This is a genomic window from Methylocapsa palsarum (genome assembly GCF_900114285.1).
Lineage (GTDB): Bacteria > Pseudomonadota > Alphaproteobacteria > Rhizobiales > Beijerinckiaceae > Methylocapsa > Methylocapsa palsarum.
Window position 1 is genome coordinate 142,332 of the sequence record NZ_FOSN01000005.1, and the last position, 17,494, is coordinate 159,825.

At 59.1% G+C, this 17,494-nt stretch carries 28 protein-coding genes; 3 read left to right on the forward strand and 25 right to left on the reverse strand.

Features of this window, described 5'->3' with window-relative positions:
• Positions 1–26 precede the first annotated feature (26 nt).
• Together BM177_RS07545 and BM177_RS07550 are read left to right on the forward strand one after the other, a co-directional pair.
• Positions 27–1,208, forward strand: coding sequence for an SGNH/GDSL hydrolase family protein (locus tag BM177_RS07545; RefSeq protein ID WP_244532195.1), 1,182 nt, complete (start codon positions 27–29; stop codon positions 1,206–1,208).
• A gap of 52 nt (positions 1,209–1,260) precedes the next feature.
• Positions 1,261–2,472 (forward strand): SGNH/GDSL hydrolase family protein, encoded by a 1,212-nt coding sequence (locus tag BM177_RS07550; protein ID WP_091680648.1) that lies wholly within the window; start codon positions 1,261–1,263, stop codon positions 2,470–2,472.
• Between the two features lie 24 nt (positions 2,473–2,496).
• On the opposite strand, the gene BM177_RS07555 is transcribed toward BM177_RS07550, so the two are convergent.
• The 3 genes from BM177_RS07555 to BM177_RS07565 are packed head-to-tail and all read right to left on the reverse strand — an operon-like array spanning position 2,497 to position 4,930.
• A complete protein-coding gene (locus BM177_RS07555) occupies positions 2,497–4,338 on the reverse strand; it encodes a carbamoyltransferase family protein (protein WP_091680651.1) in 1,842 nt (613 codons plus the stop codon).
• Positions 4,339–4,348: 10 nt separating this feature from the next.
• The gene (locus BM177_RS19975; RefSeq protein ID WP_091680653.1) at positions 4,349–4,498 is read right to left on the reverse strand and encodes a DUF5989 family protein; all 150 of its coding nucleotides are present in this window, start codon (positions 4,496–4,498) and stop codon (positions 4,349–4,351) included.
• A 9-nt stretch (positions 4,499–4,507) separates the two neighbouring features.
• Positions 4,508–4,930: a hypothetical protein gene (locus BM177_RS07565; RefSeq protein ID WP_091680656.1), complete on the reverse strand. Its 423-nt coding sequence runs from the start codon at positions 4,928–4,930 to the stop codon at positions 4,508–4,510.
• 303 nt (positions 4,931–5,233) lie between these two features.
• On the opposite strand from BM177_RS07565, the gene BM177_RS07570 reads away from it, so the two are divergent.
• Complete coding sequence (locus tag BM177_RS07570) at positions 5,234–5,683, forward strand: RrF2 family transcriptional regulator (RefSeq protein ID WP_091680873.1); 450 nt, start codon at positions 5,234–5,236, stop codon at positions 5,681–5,683.
• A 35-nt stretch (positions 5,684–5,718) separates the two neighbouring features.
• Here the strand turns inward: BM177_RS07570 and BM177_RS07575 are convergent, their stop codons facing one another.
• The 22 genes from BM177_RS07575 to rplC all read right to left on the reverse strand — a co-directional run bounded on the left by BM177_RS07575 (position 5,719) and on the right by rplC (position 17,454).
• Positions 5,719–6,318, reverse strand: a complete 600-nt coding sequence (locus tag BM177_RS07575; protein ID WP_091680658.1) for an adenylate kinase — start codon at positions 6,316–6,318, stop codon at positions 5,719–5,721.
• Positions 6,315–7,649, reverse strand: coding sequence for a preprotein translocase subunit SecY (gene secY, locus BM177_RS07580; RefSeq protein WP_091680659.1), 1,335 nt, complete (start codon positions 7,647–7,649; stop codon positions 6,315–6,317). The genes BM177_RS07575 and secY overlap by 4 nt, the downstream gene beginning before the upstream one ends.
• A gap of 350 nt (positions 7,650–7,999) precedes the next feature.
• A complete protein-coding gene (gene rplO / locus BM177_RS07585; RefSeq protein ID WP_091680662.1) occupies positions 8,000–8,491 on the reverse strand; it encodes a 50S ribosomal protein L15 in 492 nt (163 codons plus the stop codon).
• On the reverse strand, positions 8,488–8,700 hold the full coding sequence (gene rpmD, locus BM177_RS07590) for a 50S ribosomal protein L30 (RefSeq protein WP_091680876.1): 213 nt from the start codon (positions 8,698–8,700) through the stop codon (positions 8,488–8,490). Before rpmD ends, rplO begins: the two co-directional genes overlap by 4 nt.
• 11 nt (positions 8,701–8,711) lie before the next feature.
• A complete protein-coding gene (gene rpsE / locus BM177_RS07595; protein ID WP_091680665.1) occupies positions 8,712–9,281 on the reverse strand; it encodes a 30S ribosomal protein S5 in 570 nt (189 codons plus the stop codon).
• A 55-nt stretch (positions 9,282–9,336) separates the two neighbouring features.
• The gene (gene rplR, locus BM177_RS07600) at positions 9,337–9,699 is read right to left on the reverse strand and encodes a 50S ribosomal protein L18 (RefSeq protein ID WP_091680667.1); all 363 of its coding nucleotides are present in this window, start codon (positions 9,697–9,699) and stop codon (positions 9,337–9,339) included.
• Positions 9,700–9,735: 36 nt separating this feature from the next.
• Positions 9,736–10,269, reverse strand: coding sequence for a 50S ribosomal protein L6 (gene rplF, locus BM177_RS07605; protein WP_091680669.1), 534 nt, complete (start codon positions 10,267–10,269; stop codon positions 9,736–9,738).
• 41 nt (positions 10,270–10,310) lie between these two features.
• Positions 10,311–10,709 (reverse strand): 30S ribosomal protein S8, encoded by a 399-nt coding sequence (gene rpsH / locus BM177_RS07610; RefSeq protein WP_091680671.1) that lies wholly within the window; start codon positions 10,707–10,709, stop codon positions 10,311–10,313.
• An 11-nt stretch (positions 10,710–10,720) separates the two neighbouring features.
• The gene (gene rpsN / locus BM177_RS07615) at positions 10,721–11,026 is read right to left on the reverse strand and encodes a 30S ribosomal protein S14 (protein WP_091680673.1); all 306 of its coding nucleotides are present in this window, start codon (positions 11,024–11,026) and stop codon (positions 10,721–10,723) included.
• A gap of 39 nt (positions 11,027–11,065) precedes the next feature.
• The gene (rplE, locus tag BM177_RS07620) at positions 11,066–11,596 is read right to left on the reverse strand and encodes a 50S ribosomal protein L5 (RefSeq protein ID WP_091680879.1); all 531 of its coding nucleotides are present in this window, start codon (positions 11,594–11,596) and stop codon (positions 11,066–11,068) included.
• A gap of 199 nt (positions 11,597–11,795) precedes the next feature.
• Complete coding sequence (rplX, locus tag BM177_RS07625) at positions 11,796–12,113, reverse strand: 50S ribosomal protein L24 (protein WP_091680676.1); 318 nt, start codon at positions 12,111–12,113, stop codon at positions 11,796–11,798.
• Positions 12,113–12,481, reverse strand: a complete 369-nt coding sequence (rplN, locus tag BM177_RS07630) for a 50S ribosomal protein L14 (RefSeq protein WP_091680678.1) — start codon at positions 12,479–12,481, stop codon at positions 12,113–12,115. Before rplN ends, rplX begins: the two co-directional genes overlap by 1 nt.
• Positions 12,482–12,574: 93 nt before the next feature.
• Positions 12,575–12,817 carry a 30S ribosomal protein S17 gene (gene rpsQ, locus BM177_RS07635; RefSeq protein WP_091680680.1) on the reverse strand — a complete coding sequence of 81 codons (243 nt, stop codon included), beginning with the start codon at positions 12,815–12,817 and terminating at the stop codon, positions 12,575–12,577.
• Between the two features lie 38 nt (positions 12,818–12,855).
• On the reverse strand, positions 12,856–13,068 hold the full coding sequence (rpmC, locus tag BM177_RS07640) for a 50S ribosomal protein L29 (RefSeq protein ID WP_091680682.1): 213 nt from the start codon (positions 13,066–13,068) through the stop codon (positions 12,856–12,858).
• Positions 13,069–13,080: 12 nt separating this feature from the next.
• Entirely contained in the window at positions 13,081–13,494 is a 414-nt protein-coding gene (rplP, locus tag BM177_RS07645) for a 50S ribosomal protein L16 (RefSeq protein ID WP_091680684.1), read from the reverse strand.
• Between the two features lie 33 nt (positions 13,495–13,527).
• Positions 13,528–14,250 (reverse strand): 30S ribosomal protein S3, encoded by a 723-nt coding sequence (gene rpsC, locus BM177_RS07650; protein WP_091680881.1) that lies wholly within the window; start codon positions 14,248–14,250, stop codon positions 13,528–13,530.
• A gap of 10 nt (positions 14,251–14,260) precedes the next feature.
• Entirely contained in the window at positions 14,261–14,650 is a 390-nt protein-coding gene (gene rplV / locus BM177_RS07655; RefSeq protein ID WP_091680686.1) for a 50S ribosomal protein L22, read from the reverse strand.
• Between the two features lie 2 nt (positions 14,651–14,652).
• A complete protein-coding gene (gene rpsS / locus BM177_RS07660; protein WP_091680688.1) occupies positions 14,653–14,931 on the reverse strand; it encodes a 30S ribosomal protein S19 in 279 nt (92 codons plus the stop codon).
• A gap of 2 nt (positions 14,932–14,933) precedes the next feature.
• Positions 14,934–15,773, reverse strand: coding sequence for a 50S ribosomal protein L2 (rplB, locus tag BM177_RS07665; RefSeq protein WP_091680691.1), 840 nt, complete (start codon positions 15,771–15,773; stop codon positions 14,934–14,936).
• 24 nt (positions 15,774–15,797) lie between these two features.
• On the reverse strand, positions 15,798–16,109 hold the full coding sequence (locus BM177_RS07670; protein WP_091680693.1) for a 50S ribosomal protein L23: 312 nt from the start codon (positions 16,107–16,109) through the stop codon (positions 15,798–15,800).
• Complete coding sequence (gene rplD / locus BM177_RS07675; RefSeq protein WP_091680695.1) at positions 16,106–16,726, reverse strand: 50S ribosomal protein L4; 621 nt, start codon at positions 16,724–16,726, stop codon at positions 16,106–16,108. Before rplD ends, BM177_RS07670 begins: the two co-directional genes overlap by 4 nt.
• On the reverse strand, positions 16,723–17,454 hold the full coding sequence (rplC, locus tag BM177_RS07680; RefSeq protein ID WP_091680697.1) for a 50S ribosomal protein L3: 732 nt from the start codon (positions 17,452–17,454) through the stop codon (positions 16,723–16,725). Before rplC ends, rplD begins: the two co-directional genes overlap by 4 nt.
• Positions 17,455–17,494: the final 40 nt, after the last annotated feature.

A 17,494-nucleotide genomic window follows, 5' to 3' on the forward strand; every position in this document is an offset into this window, starting at 1 on the left:
CTCCCCTGCTTCCAATGGGCGGAATTGTGGCCAGACAAATCTCTTTAAAGCTGCGCATCCTCGCAATTCCGGTGTTGATTGTCCTCATCGCTTTGATTGAGGCGTACGTGCCGATTCGGCATCTTCTCTCGAATTTCCGGCTGATCACCTTCATCCTGGTTTTTTTGCTCATCTGCGACGCAGCTTCCCTTCGCCGCGGAGCCAGCCGCGATTTTCTCATCGTCCTGGCTTCAATCGCCTTCGGCCTCTGCGTCGTCGAGGCCGTGGCGATCAGGTCCGAACCGCAACAATCGCTGGTGACGACGGAAGGATGGTCGGTGTACAGACCCGAAATCGGCTGGGGGCCAGGACACGCCGGACGCTTTCATTCGGAAAAGACAGACACCTCGACCGGCGCCACAATTTTCAACGTCGATTACACCATCAACGCCAACCTCCTCCGCGACGTTCGCGGCGCGAAGAGCGATTCGCCGGTCGTTTTCTTTGGTGATTCTTTTACGTTCGGCACTGGCGTCAATGATTCCGATACGCTGCCCCAGCAATTCGCAGACCTGCTGGGGCCAGACCAGAGCGTCCTGAACCTTGGCTTCAACGGCTACAGTCCTCAACAATTCCTGCGCGAAGAGGAAACGGGACTGTTCGATCAGGTCATCGGCGCGCACCCGAAACTGTTTGTCTTCATGACCGCCGCCTGGCACGCCGAACGAACGTCCTGCAACGCCTCATGGACAGCAAATGCGCCCCGCTACGATCTTGCCGGAAGCGCTGTCGCGTACCGAGGCCCATGCCTCAGCGGGGCGAGGCTCTGGCTTCGCGAATGGCTGGGAAACTCCGCGGCCTACCGGGTGTTCGCCTCGCCGATTTTCAGCAGGGTCAAGCACGACGATATCGAGCTCTACATTCGGGTTCTTCTCGAAGCTGTCCGCTTGGCCAATGTGAAGTACGGCGTTCCCACGCTCATCCCCTATCTTCCGGTCTCGGAGTCTTATTTTGCTGGAACAGGCTTCACCAACCAAGCGCTCATCGACCGCTTTCGCGCTGGCGGAGCTTACGTGCTCGATGCGGCGCTCACGGACGAGGCGACGCGAGGCCTTCCCCTGAATATACAGGGCGACGGACACCCTACTCCGCTTGCGAACCGCCTGCGCGCGGCGCTGCTGAAATCCTACATCGACGAAAATTTGCCCGGCGTCCTCGTTTCGCGGTGAATCGGCGATCATCACTGAACCAGTCGAACGTAGAAACATGAGGCTCTTATTCATGACCGGCCGGAAAACGATGTTATTTCGAATTTCAGCGATCGCGATCTTGTTGGCCGTCATCGCCGGCCTCGAGGCGTTCCACCCTTTCCGGGGGTTTCGGCTGTTGACCTTCACCGCCGTCTTTTTTCTGTTCGCCGTCCTTGCGACGCTCACCCGGCGCGGGCTGCGCGACGGCGTGATCGTCGCCGCTTCCATCGCTCTCGCCCTGACCCTGGCCGAAGCGGGAGCGGCATTTTCTGAAACGTCGGAATTGAACACCGTCGCGGAGGGTTTCTACACCAACCATCCGATACTCGGCGTCGCGCCGGGACACCCAGGCGTCTATCACCACGAAAAAAAAGATCCTAAGTCCAAGGCCAATGTCTTCAAAGTCGATTACACGATCGATTCGAACCTTCTACGCGAGGTGCGAGCGGCCAAGGGTGGACCTGCGATCGTCTTTTTCGGCGATTCGTTTACATTCGGCCTTGGCGTGAATGATCAAGATACATTACCACAGCAATTCGCGAACCTTCTGAACGCTGGCCAGAGCGTCCTCAATATCGGCTTCAGCGGTTACAGCCCCGCGCAATTTCTGCGCGAAGAAGAAACAGGGCTGTTCGATCATGTCATCGGCGCGAATCCAAAGCTTTTCATCTTCCAGACGGCGGCCTTCCATGCCGAACGCACGTCGTGCAAGGCCTCGTGGACAGCCAGCGCCCCTCGCTACACGCTTCTCGACGACGCCGTTTCATTTCAGGGACGATGTTTCGCCGGACCCCGCTTATGGACCCGGGAATGGTTCGAAAATTCCGCAGCGTATCGCGCGTTCGCGTCTCCGATCGTCAACCAAATCAATCACAATGACGTCGAGCTTTATATCCGCATCCTCAAAGAAGCCGTCCGCCTCGCCAAAACGAAATACGGCGCGCCCACTCTGATTCCGTATATACGTGTCGCGGATGCGTATCTCGCCAGAACGGGTTTCACCAACGAGATGGTGATCGATCGGTTGCGAGAAACCGGCGGGTATGTGGTCGACGCCTCACTCGTGCAGGAGGCAAGCCGGGGCGCCGTGATCGAGATCCAGGGTGACGGTCATCCAACGCCGCTGGCAAACCGGCTCCGGGCCGCTCTGCTTAAAGATTATATCGAACACAACATTTCAGGCGTGCTGTCCGAATCGCGCATTCAATCGGGCGCGAACAGCTTGCCGGCTACAGGGCCCTGACTGAGTTCGACGCCGCAAGCGAGATCAATCAAGTTCGAAGGCGTTCTTGTAGTCTAGGGCGAGATCGGGATTCTGCCGGTCCTTGTGCAGCACGCAATCGCCAACGGCGAGGAATTCGATCTCGCTGCCCATAAAGCAGGCGAAGGCGTCTTCCGGGGTGCAGACGATCGGTTCGCCGCGCACGTTGAAACTTGTGTTGATAAGGACAGGACAACCTGTGAGCTTTTCAAACTGGCTGATCAAGGCATGGAAGCGCGGGTTCGTCTCGTGATGGACGGTCTGGATGCGGGCTGAATAATCGACGTGAGTCACCGCGGGAATATCCGACCGCGTCACATTCAGCTTGTCGATGCCAAACAAAGCCTGTTCCTCGTTCGACATCTTCCGGCAATGTTCTGATTTCACTCCGGCCACCAGAAGCATGTAGGGGGAATCCGAATTGATCTCGAACCAATCGGCGACCCGCTCGCGCAAGACCGAAGGCGCGAACGGCCGAAAGCTCTCGCGGTATTTGACTTTAAGGTTGAGCGCCTTCTGCATCGTCGGCGAACGAGGATCGCCGAGAATCGAGCGATTCCCGAGCGAGCGCGGGCCAAACTCCATTCTTCCCTGATGCCAGCCGACCGCCTGCCCGCTGGCGAGCGCCGCGGCGGTCTTTGAGATCAGTTCGGCTTCTTCAACGATCTCGAAAACGGCGCCTGCGGCCGTGAGCCTGCGTTCGATATCGGCCTGCTCGAACTTCGGTCCCAGATAGGCGCCGGACATGGCGTCAGGTTGCGACGTAGGCCGGGCGTGCTGGTCGGCGCCCGTTTCGTCGTGATAAACGGCGAGCGCCGCGCCAAGAGCGCCGCCCGCATCTCCTGCGGCCGGCTGAACAAAGATGTTGTCGAAGCGCCCGTCGCGAAGAACCTTTCCATTCGCCACGCAGTTCAGCGCGACGCCGCCCGCCAGGCACAAATTGCGCAGGCCCGTTTGCGCCGCAAGCGAACGCGTCAAGCGCAGGACGATTTCTTCGGTGACCGCCTGTATGGAAGCGGCGAGATCCATATGCCGCTGCTCGAGCAATTCGTCGGGTTTCCGGGGCGGTCCCCCGAAAATGACGTCGAACTTCGCGCCCGTCATCGTAAGGCCGGTGCAATATGAAAAATAATCGAGATTCAACCGGAACGACCCGTCAGGCTTCACGTCGATCAGATGATCGAAGATCGCCTTGGCGTATTTCGGTTCGCCGTAGGGCGCGAGGCCCATCACTTTGTATTCGCCGGAATTGACTTTGAAGCCTGTGTAATAGGTGAACGCCGAATACAACAACCCAAGCGAATGCGGAAAGTGCAGCTCTTTGATGATCTTGAGATCATTCCCCTGGCCGATCGCAGCCGAGGTCGTCGTCCATTCGCCCACCCCGTCCATCGTCAGAACCAGAGCCGACTGAAACGGAGACGGATAATAGGCGGAAGCCGCATGGGAGTAGTGATGTTCGCTGAAGCGCAGGAGAGTCTTGTCTCCGAGGCCGGGCGCGATCTCCGCAAGCTCACGCACGAGCAGATCGCGTTGAAACAGCTTTTCCCCGATCCACAGCGGCATAGCCTTGCGAAACGACTCAAATCCCTGCGGCGCGTAAGCGAGATAGGTCTCAATCAGCCGTTCGAATTTCAGGAACGGCTTTTCGTAAAAGGCGACCCGGTCAATCGAACCGTTCGCGATCCTTGCCTCTTCGAGGCAATAGCGGATGGCGTGAGCCGGAAAGCTCGCGTCATGCTTCTTTCGCGTGAAGCGTTCTTCCTGAGCGGCGGCGATGATCTCGCCGTCGCGAATCAGGGCGGCGGCGCTATCGTGATAAAATGCGGAAATCCCGAGGACCAGCATAGGAGGCCGATCAGAACAGGGTGTAGATGAAGGGGGCGACGACCGAGCCCTGGCTCAGAACGAAAAGGCCGCCGAAGAGAAGGAACATCACCAGCAAAGGCAGCAGCCAGAATTTCTTGCGCGCGCCCAGAAACTCGAAAAGCTCAGCAAAAAGCGACATGTGTTTCTCCTAAAACTGCTTTGTCAGTGATCCGCGGGCGGGGCCCGGCGGTTCTCGTTCGATCCAATAGCTTTCCGCCTCCGGCTTGCGTTCAAGGCTCAAAAGGTCTTTTCCCTGTTTGCGAAGGAGCCAAGCGAACGGAGTGACGGCGCCAAAAAAAAGAACGCCCATGACGATCGGGCCGACAATTTTATTGAGCACAAGCCCAAGCTTGAACCATGCGCGATTCAGAGGTGCCAACCAACCCGGCCGCAGCACGGCGGCGCAAAGAATTGCGATGGACAGTACGATCAGCGCCCATCGGGGCGACTCATGGCGGAATAATGGGAGAGCGCCAAAAACAGCAAAGATGGCGGCGAACGTCAAACCGAATTTGCGGTCTGACCCAAGGTTGATCTTGCGAAAGCTGGCGACGTTTTCGTGTGTTTGCATTTCAGCCCAATCGCAAGCGTTCTCGCCGCTGTTATTTTACTATTGTTTCGAGTCGGACTCGTCTTTTGTCATTTCCGGTTGGCCAGAACAAGCCCTGAGCGGAACGCTGAGCCGATGATCTTTCTTGGCGATAATTTTCTACATTCCCGGAGTCAGCTCAAACGTGACTTGTAAGGAAGACGGGATAAGACCATCATTTTTGTGGAAATCTCATATCTGTTGGGATTTCCGTGGTATAGCAATGGCGATCATTGGCGTTCCGCCCTTCGGCTCGCGCACCGAAGCTCTCCATCGGAGTCATTTGTGCTCACTAAAAAAGGCAAATATGGGCTGAAGGCCATGGTCCATCTGGCCGGACGTCCACTTGGAGAACCCACTCTCGTCACCGAGATTGCTGTTTCCAACGATATCCCGAAGAAATTTCTCGATACGATTCTGGGAGAACTGCGCAACGCTGGCTTTGTCAATTCAAAGAAGGGCAAAGGCGGCGGCTATACCTTGGCGAAGCCCGCCCATGAGATCAGGGTCGGGCATATCGTGCGCGTCCTCGATGGGCCGCTCGCCCCAATCCAATGCGCCAGCAACACCTCATACCGGCGCTGCGACGACTGCGCCGACGAAAAAAAATGCGGCGTAAGGCTCATTATGCTGGAAGCCCGCAATGCGATCGCGCTGGTCCTCGACAACCGGACGCTCGCCGACATGCGCGCCCTCACCGAAGGAGACGAGGCGAATCTGATGTTTTACATCTGAGCTCGACTTCCCTGGCGCGCGCGCCCTCGGGAAGGCTATCGTGATGACCGCTTCGCGCGATCCAGCGCCGTGTTGATCGCCTCTGAGACGGCGTCCACAGGCGCCATGCCGTCAACCTCATAGAGCTCGCCTTTCGCCGCATAATAAGCGGAAACGGGCGCGGTCTGGGCGTGATAGGCGTCAAGACGAATTTTGAAGGCCTCGGGATTATCGTCCGCCCTGACTGCGGCTCCGCCCGCCAGCGTTTCGTCCGCGCGTTTTTGAATTCGCGCGAGAAGCGCCTCATGGTCAACCTTGAGCTCGATCACAGCGTCAAGGCTTATAGTCTTCGCGCGGAGAATCTCAGCCAGAGCTTCGGCCTGACGAACCGTCCTTGGAAAACCATCGAGGATGAAACCATCCTTTGCGTCATCTTCCTCGATCCGCTCGGCGATGATGCGCACGACCGTCTCGTCCGGCACCAGACCTCCGCTGTCCATGACGGCCTTCGCCTCAAGACCGACAGGCGTCTTCGCCTTTACCGCCGCCCGGAGCATGTCTCCCGTAGACAATTGCGGGATGCGGTGCTTCTGTTGCAGCCGCGCCGCCTGAGTGCCCTTCCCCGCGCCAGGCGGTCCAAGCAGCACAAGCCTCATCTGCGCTTCCCGCGGAGTTTGGATTTCTTCACAAGGCCTTCATATTGATGAGCCTGGAGATGGCCGAGTATCTGGGCCACGGTATCCATGGTGACGCTCACGACGATGAGAAGCGAAGTGCCGCCGAAATAAAACGGCAGCGCCGCATAGGAGATCAATATTTCCGGCAGCAGGCAGATCAGCGCAAGATAGCCCGCGCCCAGAACCGTGATCCGCATCAGGATCGTATCGATATATTGCGACGTCCTTTCCCCCGGGCGGATGCCCGGAATAAATCCGCCATGTTTCTTGAGATTGTCCGCTGTCTCGGTGGGATTGAACACAATCGCCGTGTAGAAGAACGCGAAGAACACAATCAAGGTCACGTAAAGCACGAGATATAACGGCCGGCCGTGACCCAGATAACTGGTGATGGTCGCGAGAACGCCCGTTCCGCCCTGGCTTTGCGAAAAATTCGCAATGGTCGTGGGCAACAGCAGGAGCGAGGAGGCGAAAATCGGCGGAATGACCCCGGACGTATTGAGCTTGAGCGGCAGAAATGAGGTCTGGCCCTCATAGACTTTATTGCCCTGCTGCCGTTTGGGATAGGTGATTAACAAACGCCGCTGCGCGCGCTCCATAAAGACGATAAAGGCGATCACGCCGACCGACATCACCATCACGCCTATGATAAGGCCGGTTGAGATGGCGCCCTGCCGTCCAAGCTCCAGGGTGTTGACGATTGCGGACGGAAACGCAGCGACGATTCCGGCGAAGATGATCAGCGACGATCCATTGCCGATCCCGCGTGAGGTGATTTGCTCGCCAAGCCACATCAGGAACATGGTCCCGCCGGTCAGGGTCAGGACTGTCGAGAGTCGAAAGAACATCCCCGGTTCGGTCACGACTCCAGGTTGCCCCTCAAGCCCCACCGATATCCCGTAGGCCTGAAACGCAGCGAGGACGACGGTCAGATACCGTGTGTACTGGTTGATGACCTTCCGCCCCGACTCGCCCTCTTTCTTGAGCGCCTCGAGCGTAGGGAACACCGACGTCAGCAGCTGAATGATGATCGACGCTGAAATATACGGCATGATGTTCAGCGCGAAAATCGCCATGCGCTGAACGGCACCGCCCGCGAACATATTGAACAGTTCGAGGACGCCTTGCTGATTGCCGGTAAAATTCTTCTCGAACGCCGCCGGATCAATGCCCGGCAATGGGATGTAAGTGCCCAGCCGGTAAATGATCAGGGCTCCAAGCGTGAACCAAATGCGCTTCTTGAGTTCTTCGGCCTTGCCGAACGCGCTCCAATTCACATTTGCAGCAAGCTGCTCTGCCGCCGATACCATTTAGCGCTCCCTGGACGCGTCCGCGTCCGAATAGTTCATTCGACCCAGACAGAACGTCGCTTTCAACACTCACGGTCCGGTTAATTGCGGAGTCTGGAAAGGAGTCAAAACTTTTGGCGGAAGAACGCGCCGGCAGACAATCAGGGCCGGACGCATCGCTACTGCCATCGCTTCAGACCGCGCCGCTCCGCTTCGTCTTCTTAGTTCTTAAGCTCCGCCGGCTCGGCAGGTAGGCTTGATTGCTTCCCGACCGCTGCAAAACGAGACTTCACGCCAGAGCATGAAGTCACTTTACTCGTTCATATATAGAATGCGCCCGAAGGAGGAAACCCCGGACGCCAGGATGGTGATCAAGCGTCCGCAGGGGCCTCGGTTTCCGCAGCCACCGTCAGGAGTCTGATCGAGCCCCCCGCGCCTTCAATCGCCGAGATCGCGCTTTTGGACGCAGCGGCGACTTCGAAGTTCAGCTTCGCCGTGAGCGCGCCAACGCCAAGAATTTTCACGCCGTCGCGCGTTTTGGAGCAGACGCCAGCCGCCACCAGAGCCTTGATCGTCACGAGAGCGCCCGCGTCAAGCTTGCCGGCATCGACCGCTTCCTGCAGTCGCGCCAGGTTCACCTCGTTATAGTTGGTGGAAAAAGGATTCCAGAATCCGCGCTTTGGCAATCGCCTGTGCAACGGCATCTGGCCGCCTTCGAACCCTTTGATCGAAACGCCCGTGCGCGCTTTCTGACCCTTGACGCCACGACCGCAGGTCTTTCCTTTTCCCGAGCCGATGCCGCGTCCAACACGCATACGGGACTTCGAGGAACCCGCGTTGTCCTCGATATCGTTCAGTTTCATCGTTCTGTTCCTGTCTGATCCGCCTCAATGACGCGGACGAGATGCGCGACCTTGGCGATCATGCCGCGAACGGCCGGGGTGTCTTCAAGCGAGGCGCGGCGTCCGATCTTGTTCAGACCGAGCCCAATCAGCGTCGCACGCTGTGAGGCGGGACGCCCGATCGGGCTTTTGGTCTGTTCGACCGTCACCTTAGCTAAAGAAGTCGTCATCATTCGCTCCTTCAAGCTTCGCCGGAGGCTTCCGCTTCGCCGCCGAGGCGGCGCGACTGGATCGTGGACACTTTGAGATTGCGCCGCGCCGCGACCGTGCGGGGCGAGTCCTCTCTTTTGAGAGCGTCAAACGTCGCCCGGATCATATTATAGGGATTCGACGAGCCCTGCGACTTGGCGACGACATCGTGCATGCCGAGAGTCTCGAAAATGGCGCGCATCGGGCCGCCGGCGATGATGCCTGTTCCGGCGGGCGCCGCCCGCAGAACAACCCGCCCAGCGCCGTGCCGGCCATTGACGTCATGATGCAAGGTTCGGCCCTCGCGCAATGGAACCCGGATCAGCGAGCGCTTCGCGGATTCGGTCGCCTTGCGGATCGCTTCCGGAACCTCGCGCGCCTTCCCGTGTCCGAAGCCGACGCGGCCTTTCTGGTCGCCGACCACAACGAGCGCGGCGAAACCGAACCTGCGGCCGCCCTTCACCACCTTGGCGACGCGGTTGATATGGACCAGACGATCCATGAATTCGCTGTCGCGCTCCTCGCGGTCGCGGCCGCGACCGCCTTCACCATCACGCGCCATGTGCTTGTTCCATCTTCAATTCGCTTTCATCCATCCCGCGCGGCCTCGAAGCCGTCTAGAAGCTCAACCCGCCCTCGCGGGCGCCTTCGGCCAAGGCCTTGACGCGGCCGTGATACATATAGGAACCGCGATCAAACACGACTTCCTTGACGCCAGCCTGCACCGCGCGCTCGGCGATCAGCTTGCCGATGATTTTTGCGGCTTCGACGGTCGCCCCTGTCTTGAGAGCCTCGCGATTGATCTTCTCAAGCGACGAGGCCGCGGCCAGGGTCTTGCCTTCGGAATCATCGATCACCTGGCAATAGATCTGCTTGGACGACCGGAACACCGAAAGCCTGGGTTTGCCATAGGCGCGCGCGCGCAGCGAACGGCGAACTCTCGCCTGACGCCGGGCTGTCGCCGCATTATCTTTTGCCATGACCTGGCTCCTCGATCCTTATCAGTCTCACCAATATTACTTCTTCTTGCCTTCCTTGCGGAAGATGAATTCCCCGGCGTATTTCACACCCTTGCCCTTGTAGGGCTCGGGAGGCCGGAGGGAGCGGATTTCGGCCGCGATCTGCCCAACCTGACGCTTGTCGATGCCGGTGATCGAGACTTCAGTCGGCTTGGGCGCCGCGATCGAGATCCCTTCCGGGATCGGAAAATTCACGTCGTGACTGTAGCCAAGAGAAAGCTGCAGGTTCTTTCCCGAAACGACGGCTTTGTAGCCGACGCCCGTAATTTCAAGCTTGCGTTCGAAGCCCGACGAAACGCCGATCACCAGGTTATTGACCATGGACCGCGTCATTCCCCACAACGCGCGAGCCCGCTTGGTCTCATTGCGAGGAGCCACGTCGATCGCGTTGTCAGACAAGGTCACGCTCACGTCCTCAGGCGCGCTGAACGACAAGGTCCCCTTGCCGCCCTTTACCAAGATGGCCTGGCCTTCGATCTTTGCCGTGACGCCGGCGGGCAGAGCCACAGGCTTCTTTCCGATACGAGACATGACTTAGGTTTCCTCGTTCTTCCCGCGGGAAGACGCTCCAATTAGAATACTTTGCAAAGGACTTCGCCGCCGACGTTTGCTTCGCGCGCGGCATAGTCGGCCATGACGCCCTTGGGCGTCGAGATGATGGTGATCCCGAGCCCGTTCGCCACTCGCGGCATGCCGTCAACGGCGGCGTAAACGCGCCGTCCCGGTTTCGAAACCCGCTGTATTTCGCGGATTACCGGGGCGCCGTCGAAATATTTGAGCTCGATTTCAAACTCGGTGCGACCGTTGCCGTATTCGGTGGTCGAATAGCCGCGGATGTAGCCTTCGGATTGCAACACATCAAGAACATGCGCCCGCAGCCTCGAGCCCGGGGTCTGCACCTTGCCCTTGCGTCGCATCTGAGCGTTGCGAATGCGGGTCAACATATCGCCCAACGGATCGTTCATCGCCATGATCCGTCCTCCTACCAGCTCGACTTGACAAGGCCAGGAATCAGGCCTTTCGAGCCCAATTCGCGAAGCGCGATACGCGACATTTTCATCTTACGCGTATAGGCGCGCGGACGTCCGCTCACTTCGCAGCGGTTGCGGATGCGCCCCGCTGCGGAATTGCGCGGCAGTTCGGCCAATTTCAGCCGCGCGGTGAAGCGCTCCTCCATCGGCAGGCTTTCGTCGTTCGCGGCGGCTTTGAGGCGCTTGCGGCGGGCGGAATATTGTTTGACGAGCGCTATCCGGCGCTTGTTTTTTTCGATCGAGCTTTTCTTCGCCATAAACCTACCTCTGGTCGCCGCGTCTGAGACTTGTCCGTCTCACTGCCGGAACGGGAAGTTGAATGCGCGCAACAGGGCGCGCGCCTCGTCGTCGGACTTCGCCGTCGTGCAGACGATGATGTCCATTCCTACGATGCTTTCCGTCTGATCGTAGTCGATCTCGGGAAAAACGATATGCTCCTTGACGCCCATCGCGAAATTGCCGCGGCCATCGAAGCTCTTGGGATTCAATCCGCGGAAATCTCTGATCCGGGGCAGCGCGATCGTGACGAGACGGTCGAGAAATTCGTACATGCGCGTCTTGCGAAGCGTGACTTTCGCGCCGATCGGCATGTTCTCGCGGACCTTGAAGGTCGCAATCGCGTTCCGGGCGCGGGTGATAATCGGCTTTTGACCTGCGATCAAACCGAGGTCCGCAGCCGCCATCGTCACCTTCTTAGTGTCGTTCACGGCCTCACCGACGCCCATGTTCAGCACGATCTTTTCGATCGTCGGAACTTCGAACGGGTTCTTATAGCCGAACTCCTCGATCAACTGCGGCCGGACAACCTCTTCGTAAAACTTCTTCAGGCGGGGCGCGTAATCCTTCGGCGCGGCGAGCGCTTCCGCTGACGCGGTGGCGAACGCAACAGGCTCCCTACGAGCGCCTTCGGCGCCCCCGGCCTTCTTCGCGGTTTTCGCCTCGGGCTTCGACGCGGCTTTGCCGGAATCCTTCCCGCCTTTGCCGCCGCCCTTGGCGGTTTTCCCGCCGCCCTTCCCGGCTTTGGAGTCAGCCATCGATCAATTCTCCAGAACGCTTGGCGACGCGAACCTTGCGGCCGTCGTCGAGAACCTTGAACCCGACCCGCGTCGCCTTGCCGTCCTTGGGATCCGCAAGCGCGAGGTTGGACAAATGAATGGCGGCTTCTTTGCTGACGATGCCAGCTTCTTGCTGCTGGGTCTGGGCCTGGTGCTTCTTGACCATGTTGACCCCGCGGACGACCGCGCGGTCTTCCTTCGGCTTGACCTGCAGCACTTCACCGGAGCGGCCCTTGTCGCGGCCGGAAAGCACGACGACCCTGTCGCCTTTCTTGATCTTCGCAGCCATTACAACACCTCCGGCGCGAGCGAGATGATTTTCATCTGGTTGCGGGCGCGCAGTTCACGCGGCACGGGTCCGAAGATGCGGGTGCCGATCGGCTCCGACTGATTATTGATCAGGACCGCGGCGTTGGAATCAAAACGGATCACCGAACCGTCGGCGCGCTTGATGCCTTTCGCGGTCCGCACCACCACCGCTTTCATGACGTCGCCTTTCTTGACGCGTCCGCGCGGAATCGCCTCCTTGATCGAGACGACGATGATGTCGCCGACCCCGGCGTATTTGCGCTTTGAACCGCCAAGAACCTTGATGCACATCACGCGTCGCGCGCCGGAATTGTCGGCGACGTCGAGATTGGTCTGCATCTGTATCATCGCATCACACCTTTCTTTTCAGAGCGGTTTCCGGCCGCTTGCGCGCCGGACTTCGTCTGAAGGAGACTTCCGCCTCCCAGATAAAACCTGGCCTCAGGCCTTCTCGGCCGCGGGAAGAACGATCCAGCGCTTCAGCTTCGAGATAGGCTTGGCCTCCTGGATTGAAACCGTATCGCCAACCTTGAATTCCTTGGTTTCGTCATGCGCGTGATAATTCTTCGACCGCCTCACCGTTCTCTTCAAGAGAGGATGGGTGAACCGGCGTTCGACTTTCACGACGACAGTTTTTTCCTGCTTGTCGCTCACGACGACGCCCTGGAGAATTCGCTTCGGCATGCTTTCAAACCTATTCTTCGGAACTAGAGCTCTCGAACCTAAACCGCCGGCTGGCCGCGTTTTTGCGCCGCGAGCGTTTTCATTCTAGCTATATCACGACGCACAACCCGCACGCGCGCGGTGTTTTCAAGCTGACCCGTGGCGCGCTGGAAGCGAAGATTGAACTGCTCTTTTTTGAGCTGCAAAATCTCCTGTTCGAGTTGATCCTCGGTCATCACCTTGAGGTCGGACAAACGTTGTTTCGCTTTCATGACGGCGCCCTCCTATTCGGCGATGCGCTGGATGAAGCGCGTCTTGATCGGCAGTTTCGCCGCCGCGAGAAGCAGAGCCTCGCGAGCAAGTTCAACCGGAACCCCGTCGAGTTCAAACATGATGCGTCCCGGAGCCACCCGAACGGCCCACAGTTCCGGAGCGCCCTTGCCCTTACCCATGCGGACTTCGGTCGGCTTCTTCGAAACCGGGACATCCGGGAATATCCGGATCCACACCCTGCCTGCGCGGCGCATATGGCGCGTCATCGCGCGCCGGGCCGCCTCGATCTGGCGCGCCGTGATCCGCTCGGGCTCGAGCGCCTTGAGGCCGAATTGACCAAAGTTCAGTTCGTAGCCGCCTTTCGAGGCGCCGTGAATACGGCCCTTGAAGGCTTTGCGAAACTTGGTGCGCTTGGGTTGCAGCATGATTCAATAACTCTCAAACATTCAACAAGACGCTCAGGCGGCGTCGCGGTCGCGACGCCGACGATCATGGCCGCCGCCGCCGCCATGGTCCTGTTCAGCCATTTTCTTGTCCTGCGCCATCGGATCGTGTTCCAGAATCTCGCCCTTGAAGATCCAGACCTTGATTCCGCACGTTCCGTAGGCCGTATGCGCCGTCGCCGTGCCGTAATCAACGTCGGCGCGCAGGGTGTGCAGGGGAACGCGCCCCTCGCGATACCACTCGAGACGGGCGATCTCCGCGCCGCCAAGACGGCCCGAACAATTGATCCGGATGCCTTCCGCGCCAAGCCGCATAGCCGATTGCACGGCGCGTTTCATGGCGCGGCGGAACGCGACGCGGCGCTCAAGCTGCTGCGCGATCGAATCGGCGACGAGAAGCGCGTCGATCTCGGGTTTGCGAACCTCGACGATATTGATGAGGACTTCCGAGTCCGTCATCTTCGACACAAGTTTGCGGATCTTGTCGATATCGGCGCCTTTTTTGCCGATCACAACACCCGGGCGGGCGGAATGGATCGTCACCCGACACTTCTTGTGCGGACGTTCGATGATGATCTTCGAAACGGCCGCCTGCTTCAGAGTCTTCATGAGGATCTCGCGGATCGCCATGTCCTCATGCAACAGTTTGCCGTATTCGGCTTTCCCCGCGTACCAGCGTGAATCCCAAGTCCGGTTGATGCCGAGCCGAAGGCCGATCGGATTGACTTTCTGTCCCATCGTTTTCTCCTCAGGCCCCGGCGGGGGCGGCGCCGACTTCGCGCACAATAATCGTCAAATGCGAAAACGGCTTCTCAATCCGTCCCGCCCGGCCGCGCGCCCGCGGGCTGAAGCGCTTCATCACGAGGGCCTTGCCGACATAAGCCTGGGCGACAACCAGATCGTCGACGTCGAGGCTATGGTTGTTCTCAGCGTTGGCGATCGCGCTCTCAAGGGTCTTCTTCACCTCGAACGCGATGCGTTTGCGGGAGAATTCGAGATCGGCGAGAGCCTTGTCGACCTTTTTGCCGCGGATCAATTGCGCAAGCAGGTTCAATTTCTGCGGGCTGACGCGCAACATGCGAGCGACGGCCTTCGCTTCATTTTCCTTAAGCGCGCGCGGGGTTTTCTCTTTGGACATGATTAGCCTCTCCTGGCTTTCTTGTCCGCCGTATGACCGTGGAAGGTCCGCGTGGGCGAAAACTCACCGAATTTGTGGCCGATCATTTCCTCTGTCACATTAACGGGGACATGTTTGTGCCCATTGTAGACGCCAAAGGTCAAACCGACGAACTGCGGCAGAATCGTAGAGCGGCGGCTCCAGATCTTTATGATTTCAGAGCGGCCAGAGCTTCGGCTGGCGTCCGCTTTCTTAAGCAGATAGCCGTCGACGAACGGACCCTTCCAGATCGACCGAGCCATAATCAGCCCTTCTTCTTGCTTTTGTGACGCGAGGTCACGATGAATTTCGTGGTCGACTTGTTCGACCGGGTCTTCTTACCTTTGGTCGGCTTACCCCACGGGGTGACCGGATGGCGACCGCCGGAGGTGCGGCCTTCACCGCCGCCGTGCGGGTGGTCAACGGGGTTCATGGTCACGCCGCGATTATGCGGGCGCCGTCCAAGCCACCGGCTGCGGCCGGCCTTGCCGATCGAGGCGTTCATATGATCGGGGTTCGACACCGCCCCGATCGTCGCGAAACATTGGCCGTGAATGAGACGCTGCTCGCCCGAATTGAGCCGGATAATGACATAGCCCTGATCGCGGCCGACGACCTGGGCGTAGGTGCCGGCGGACCGCACCATCGCGCCGCCCTTGCCGATTTTCATCTCGATATTGTGGACGATCGTGCCCACCGGCATGTTGGCCAGCGCCATGGCGTTGCCAGGCTTCACGTCAGCCTGAAGGCTCGACACCACCTCGTCCCCGACGGCGAGCCGCTGCGGCGCGATAATGTAGGATTGTTCGCCGTCCGCATAACGAATGAGCGCGATGAACGAGGTCCGGTTGGGATCATATTCGATCCGCTCCACCTTGGCTGGAACATCAAGCTTGCGGCGCTTGAAATCGATGATCCGGTAGGTTTGCTTGTGCCCGCCGCCGCGAAAACGCACCGTGATGCGGCCGTTGTTGTTGCGGCCGCCAGACGAGGACTTACCCTCCGTCAGCAGCTTCAGCGGCTTGCCTTTGTAGAGATCGCTGCGATCGACGATCACCAGTTGGCGAAGGCTCGGCGTGATCGGTTTGAACGTCTTAAGCGCCATTGCGCAAATCCTCGAATCGAATTCCTAGAGACCTGTTGTGACGTCGATCTTGTGGCCGTCGGCAAGGGTGACGACCGCTTTTTTCAGATCCGACTGGACCCCCCGTGTCCCCTTGAAGGTTTTTCTTTTGCCTTTGCGGATCAGCGTGTTGACGCTCATAACCTTGACGTCGAACAGCCGTTCGATCGCTTCCTTGATCTCGGGCTTCGTCGCGGTCTTGCGGACCTTGAAGATAACCTGGTTCACTTCAGCGGCGAGCGTCGCCTTCTCCGTGATGACCGGAGCGACGATCACGTCATAATGATGCGCCTCGAGCGCGAGTTTCGACGGGCTCATTTGAAACGCGCCTCCAAAGCATCGATCGCCGCCCTGGTCAGAACCAGTTTCTCACGACGCAGAATGTCATAAACGTTGATCCCTTGAACCGGCAGAACGTCGATCTGTGGAATGTTCCGCGCGGCGAGGCAGAAGTTCTCCTCCGGCTCCGCGCCGTCGATGATCAGGGCGTTCAACAAGCCAAGCTTGGCGAAACTCGCCTTCAGTCCCTTGGTTTTCGGTTCAGCCACACGGGCGTCCGACCAAACGATGATGCCGCCGTCTTGCGCCTTCGCCGAAAGCGCGTGCTTCAGAGCGAGCGCGCGTACTTTCTTTGGCAGATCATGCGCGTGCGACCTCACCACCGGACCGAATGCGCGACCGCCGCCGCGAAACTGCGGCACACGAGCGGAACCGTGCCTGGCCGAACCGGTGCCCTTCTGCTTGTAGAGCTTCTTTCCGGTACGCCAAATTTCCGAGCGGCCGAGTGTCTTATGCGTTCCCGCGCGCCGCTTGGCGAGCTGATAGCGGACCATTCGCGCGATGAGATCTTCACGCGGGTCGAGGCCGAAAATGGAATCGTCGAGTTCGATCGAACCGGTCGATTCGCCTTCGAGCGTGGTAATATCGATTTTCACGCGCTTGCCTCCGCCGTTGCGTCAGCCCCAGCAGCTGCGTCGGTATTCTCCTTCGCCAAGCGATACTTGCCCGGCTTCGGCGCTTCTTTCGGCAAGGCCTTCTTGACCGCGTCGCGGACAAAGATCCAGCCGCCCGCTACGCCCGGAACCGCCCCCTCGACGAGAATCAAACCACGTTCGCTGTCGAGTTGGACAACACGCAGATTCAGCGTCGTCACCCGTTCGGAGCCCATATGGCCGGCCATTTTCTTGTTCTTGAAAGTCTTGCCCGGGTCCTGACGGCCGCCGGTTGAACCATGCGAACGATGCGAGATCGAAACGCCGTGAGTCGCACGCAAGCCGCCGAAATTCCAGCGTTTCATCGGCCCGGCGAACCCTTTGCCGGTGCTGGTGCCCGTCACGTCGACAAACTGGCCGACAACGAAGTGATCAGCAGTGATCTCGGCGCCTACCGGGAGGAGAGAGTCTTCCTCGACACGGAATTCGGCGAGTTTCAATTTCGGCTCGACGCTCGCGATGGCGAAACGCCCGCGTTCGGCTTTTGACACGTTCTTGACCTTGGCTCGGCCGATCCCGAGTTGAACTCCGCTGTAGCCGTTGCGCTCTTTCGTCAGATGCGCGACCACTTGACAGCCCTCGAGCTTCAAGACCGTAACCGGCACATGTTCGCCAACGTCCGTGAAGACGCGGGTCATGCCGAGCTTTTGTGCGATGACGCCTGACCGCATGGTTAAATCCTTCAACACCCCTTCAGAACCCGAACCGTCA

Bases quoted from the DNA above. Each gene is read 5' to 3' on its own strand.
- BM177_RS07550 (WP_091680648.1), top strand. From the start codon at position 1,261: ATGACCGGCCGGAAAACGATGTTATTTCGAATTTCAGCGATCGCGATC.
- BM177_RS07555 (WP_091680651.1), bottom strand. From the start codon at position 4,338: ATGCTGGTCCTCGGGATTTCCGCATTTTATCACGATAGCGCCGCCGCC.
- BM177_RS19975 (WP_091680653.1), bottom strand. From the start codon at position 4,498: ATGTCGCTTTTTGCTGAGCTTTTCGAGTTTCTGGGCGCGCGCAAGAAA.
- BM177_RS07565 (WP_091680656.1), bottom strand. From the start codon at position 4,930: ATGCAAACACACGAAAACGTCGCCAGCTTTCGCAAGATCAACCTTGGG.
- BM177_RS07575 (WP_091680658.1), bottom strand. From the start codon at position 6,318: ATGAGGCTTGTGCTGCTTGGACCGCCTGGCGCGGGGAAGGGCACTCAG.
- secY (WP_091680659.1), bottom strand. From the start codon at position 7,649: ATGGTATCGGCGGCAGAGCAGCTTGCTGCAAATGTGAATTGGAGCGCG.
- rplO (WP_091680662.1), bottom strand. From the start codon at position 8,491: ATGAAACTGAACGATATCGAGGACAACGCGGGTTCCTCGAAGTCCCGT.
- rpmD (WP_091680876.1), bottom strand. From the start codon at position 8,700: ATGACGACTTCTTTAGCTAAGGTGACGGTCGAACAGACCAAAAGCCCG.
- rpsE (WP_091680665.1), bottom strand. From the start codon at position 9,281: ATGGCGCGTGATGGTGAAGGCGGTCGCGGCCGCGACCGCGAGGAGCGC.
- rplR (WP_091680667.1), bottom strand. From the start codon at position 9,699: ATGGCAAAAGATAATGCGGCGACAGCCCGGCGTCAGGCGAGAGTTCGC.
- rplF (WP_091680669.1), bottom strand. From the start codon at position 10,269: ATGTCTCGTATCGGAAAGAAGCCTGTGGCTCTGCCCGCCGGCGTCACG.
- rpsH (WP_091680671.1), bottom strand. From the start codon at position 10,709: ATGGCGATGAACGATCCGTTGGGCGATATGTTGACCCGCATTCGCAAC.
- rpsN (WP_091680673.1), bottom strand. From the start codon at position 11,026: ATGGCGAAGAAAAGCTCGATCGAAAAAAACAAGCGCCGGATAGCGCTC.
- rplX (WP_091680676.1), bottom strand. From the start codon at position 12,113: ATGGCTGCGAAGATCAAGAAAGGCGACAGGGTCGTCGTGCTTTCCGGC.
- rplN (WP_091680678.1), bottom strand. From the start codon at position 12,481: ATGATACAGATGCAGACCAATCTCGACGTCGCCGACAATTCCGGCGCG.
- rpsQ (WP_091680680.1), bottom strand. From the start codon at position 12,817: ATGCCGAAGCGAATTCTCCAGGGCGTCGTCGTGAGCGACAAGCAGGAA.
- rpmC (WP_091680682.1), bottom strand. From the start codon at position 13,068: ATGAAAGCGAAACAACGTTTGTCCGACCTCAAGGTGATGACCGAGGAT.
- rplP (WP_091680684.1), bottom strand. From the start codon at position 13,494: ATGCTGCAACCCAAGCGCACCAAGTTTCGCAAAGCCTTCAAGGGCCGT.
- rpsC (WP_091680881.1), bottom strand. From the start codon at position 14,250: ATGGGACAGAAAGTCAATCCGATCGGCCTTCGGCTCGGCATCAACCGG.
- rplV (WP_091680686.1), bottom strand. From the start codon at position 14,650: ATGTCCAAAGAGAAAACCCCGCGCGCGCTTAAGGAAAATGAAGCGAAG.
- rpsS (WP_091680688.1), bottom strand. From the start codon at position 14,931: ATGGCTCGGTCGATCTGGAAGGGTCCGTTCGTCGACGGCTATCTGCTT.
- rplB (WP_091680691.1), bottom strand. From the start codon at position 15,773: ATGGCGCTTAAGACGTTCAAACCGATCACGCCGAGCCTTCGCCAACTG.
- BM177_RS07670 (WP_091680693.1), bottom strand. From the start codon at position 16,109: ATGAGCCCGTCGAAACTCGCGCTCGAGGCGCATCATTATGACGTGATC.
- rplC (WP_091680697.1), bottom strand. From the start codon at position 17,454: ATGCGGTCAGGCGTCATCGCACAAAAGCTCGGCATGACCCGCGTCTTC.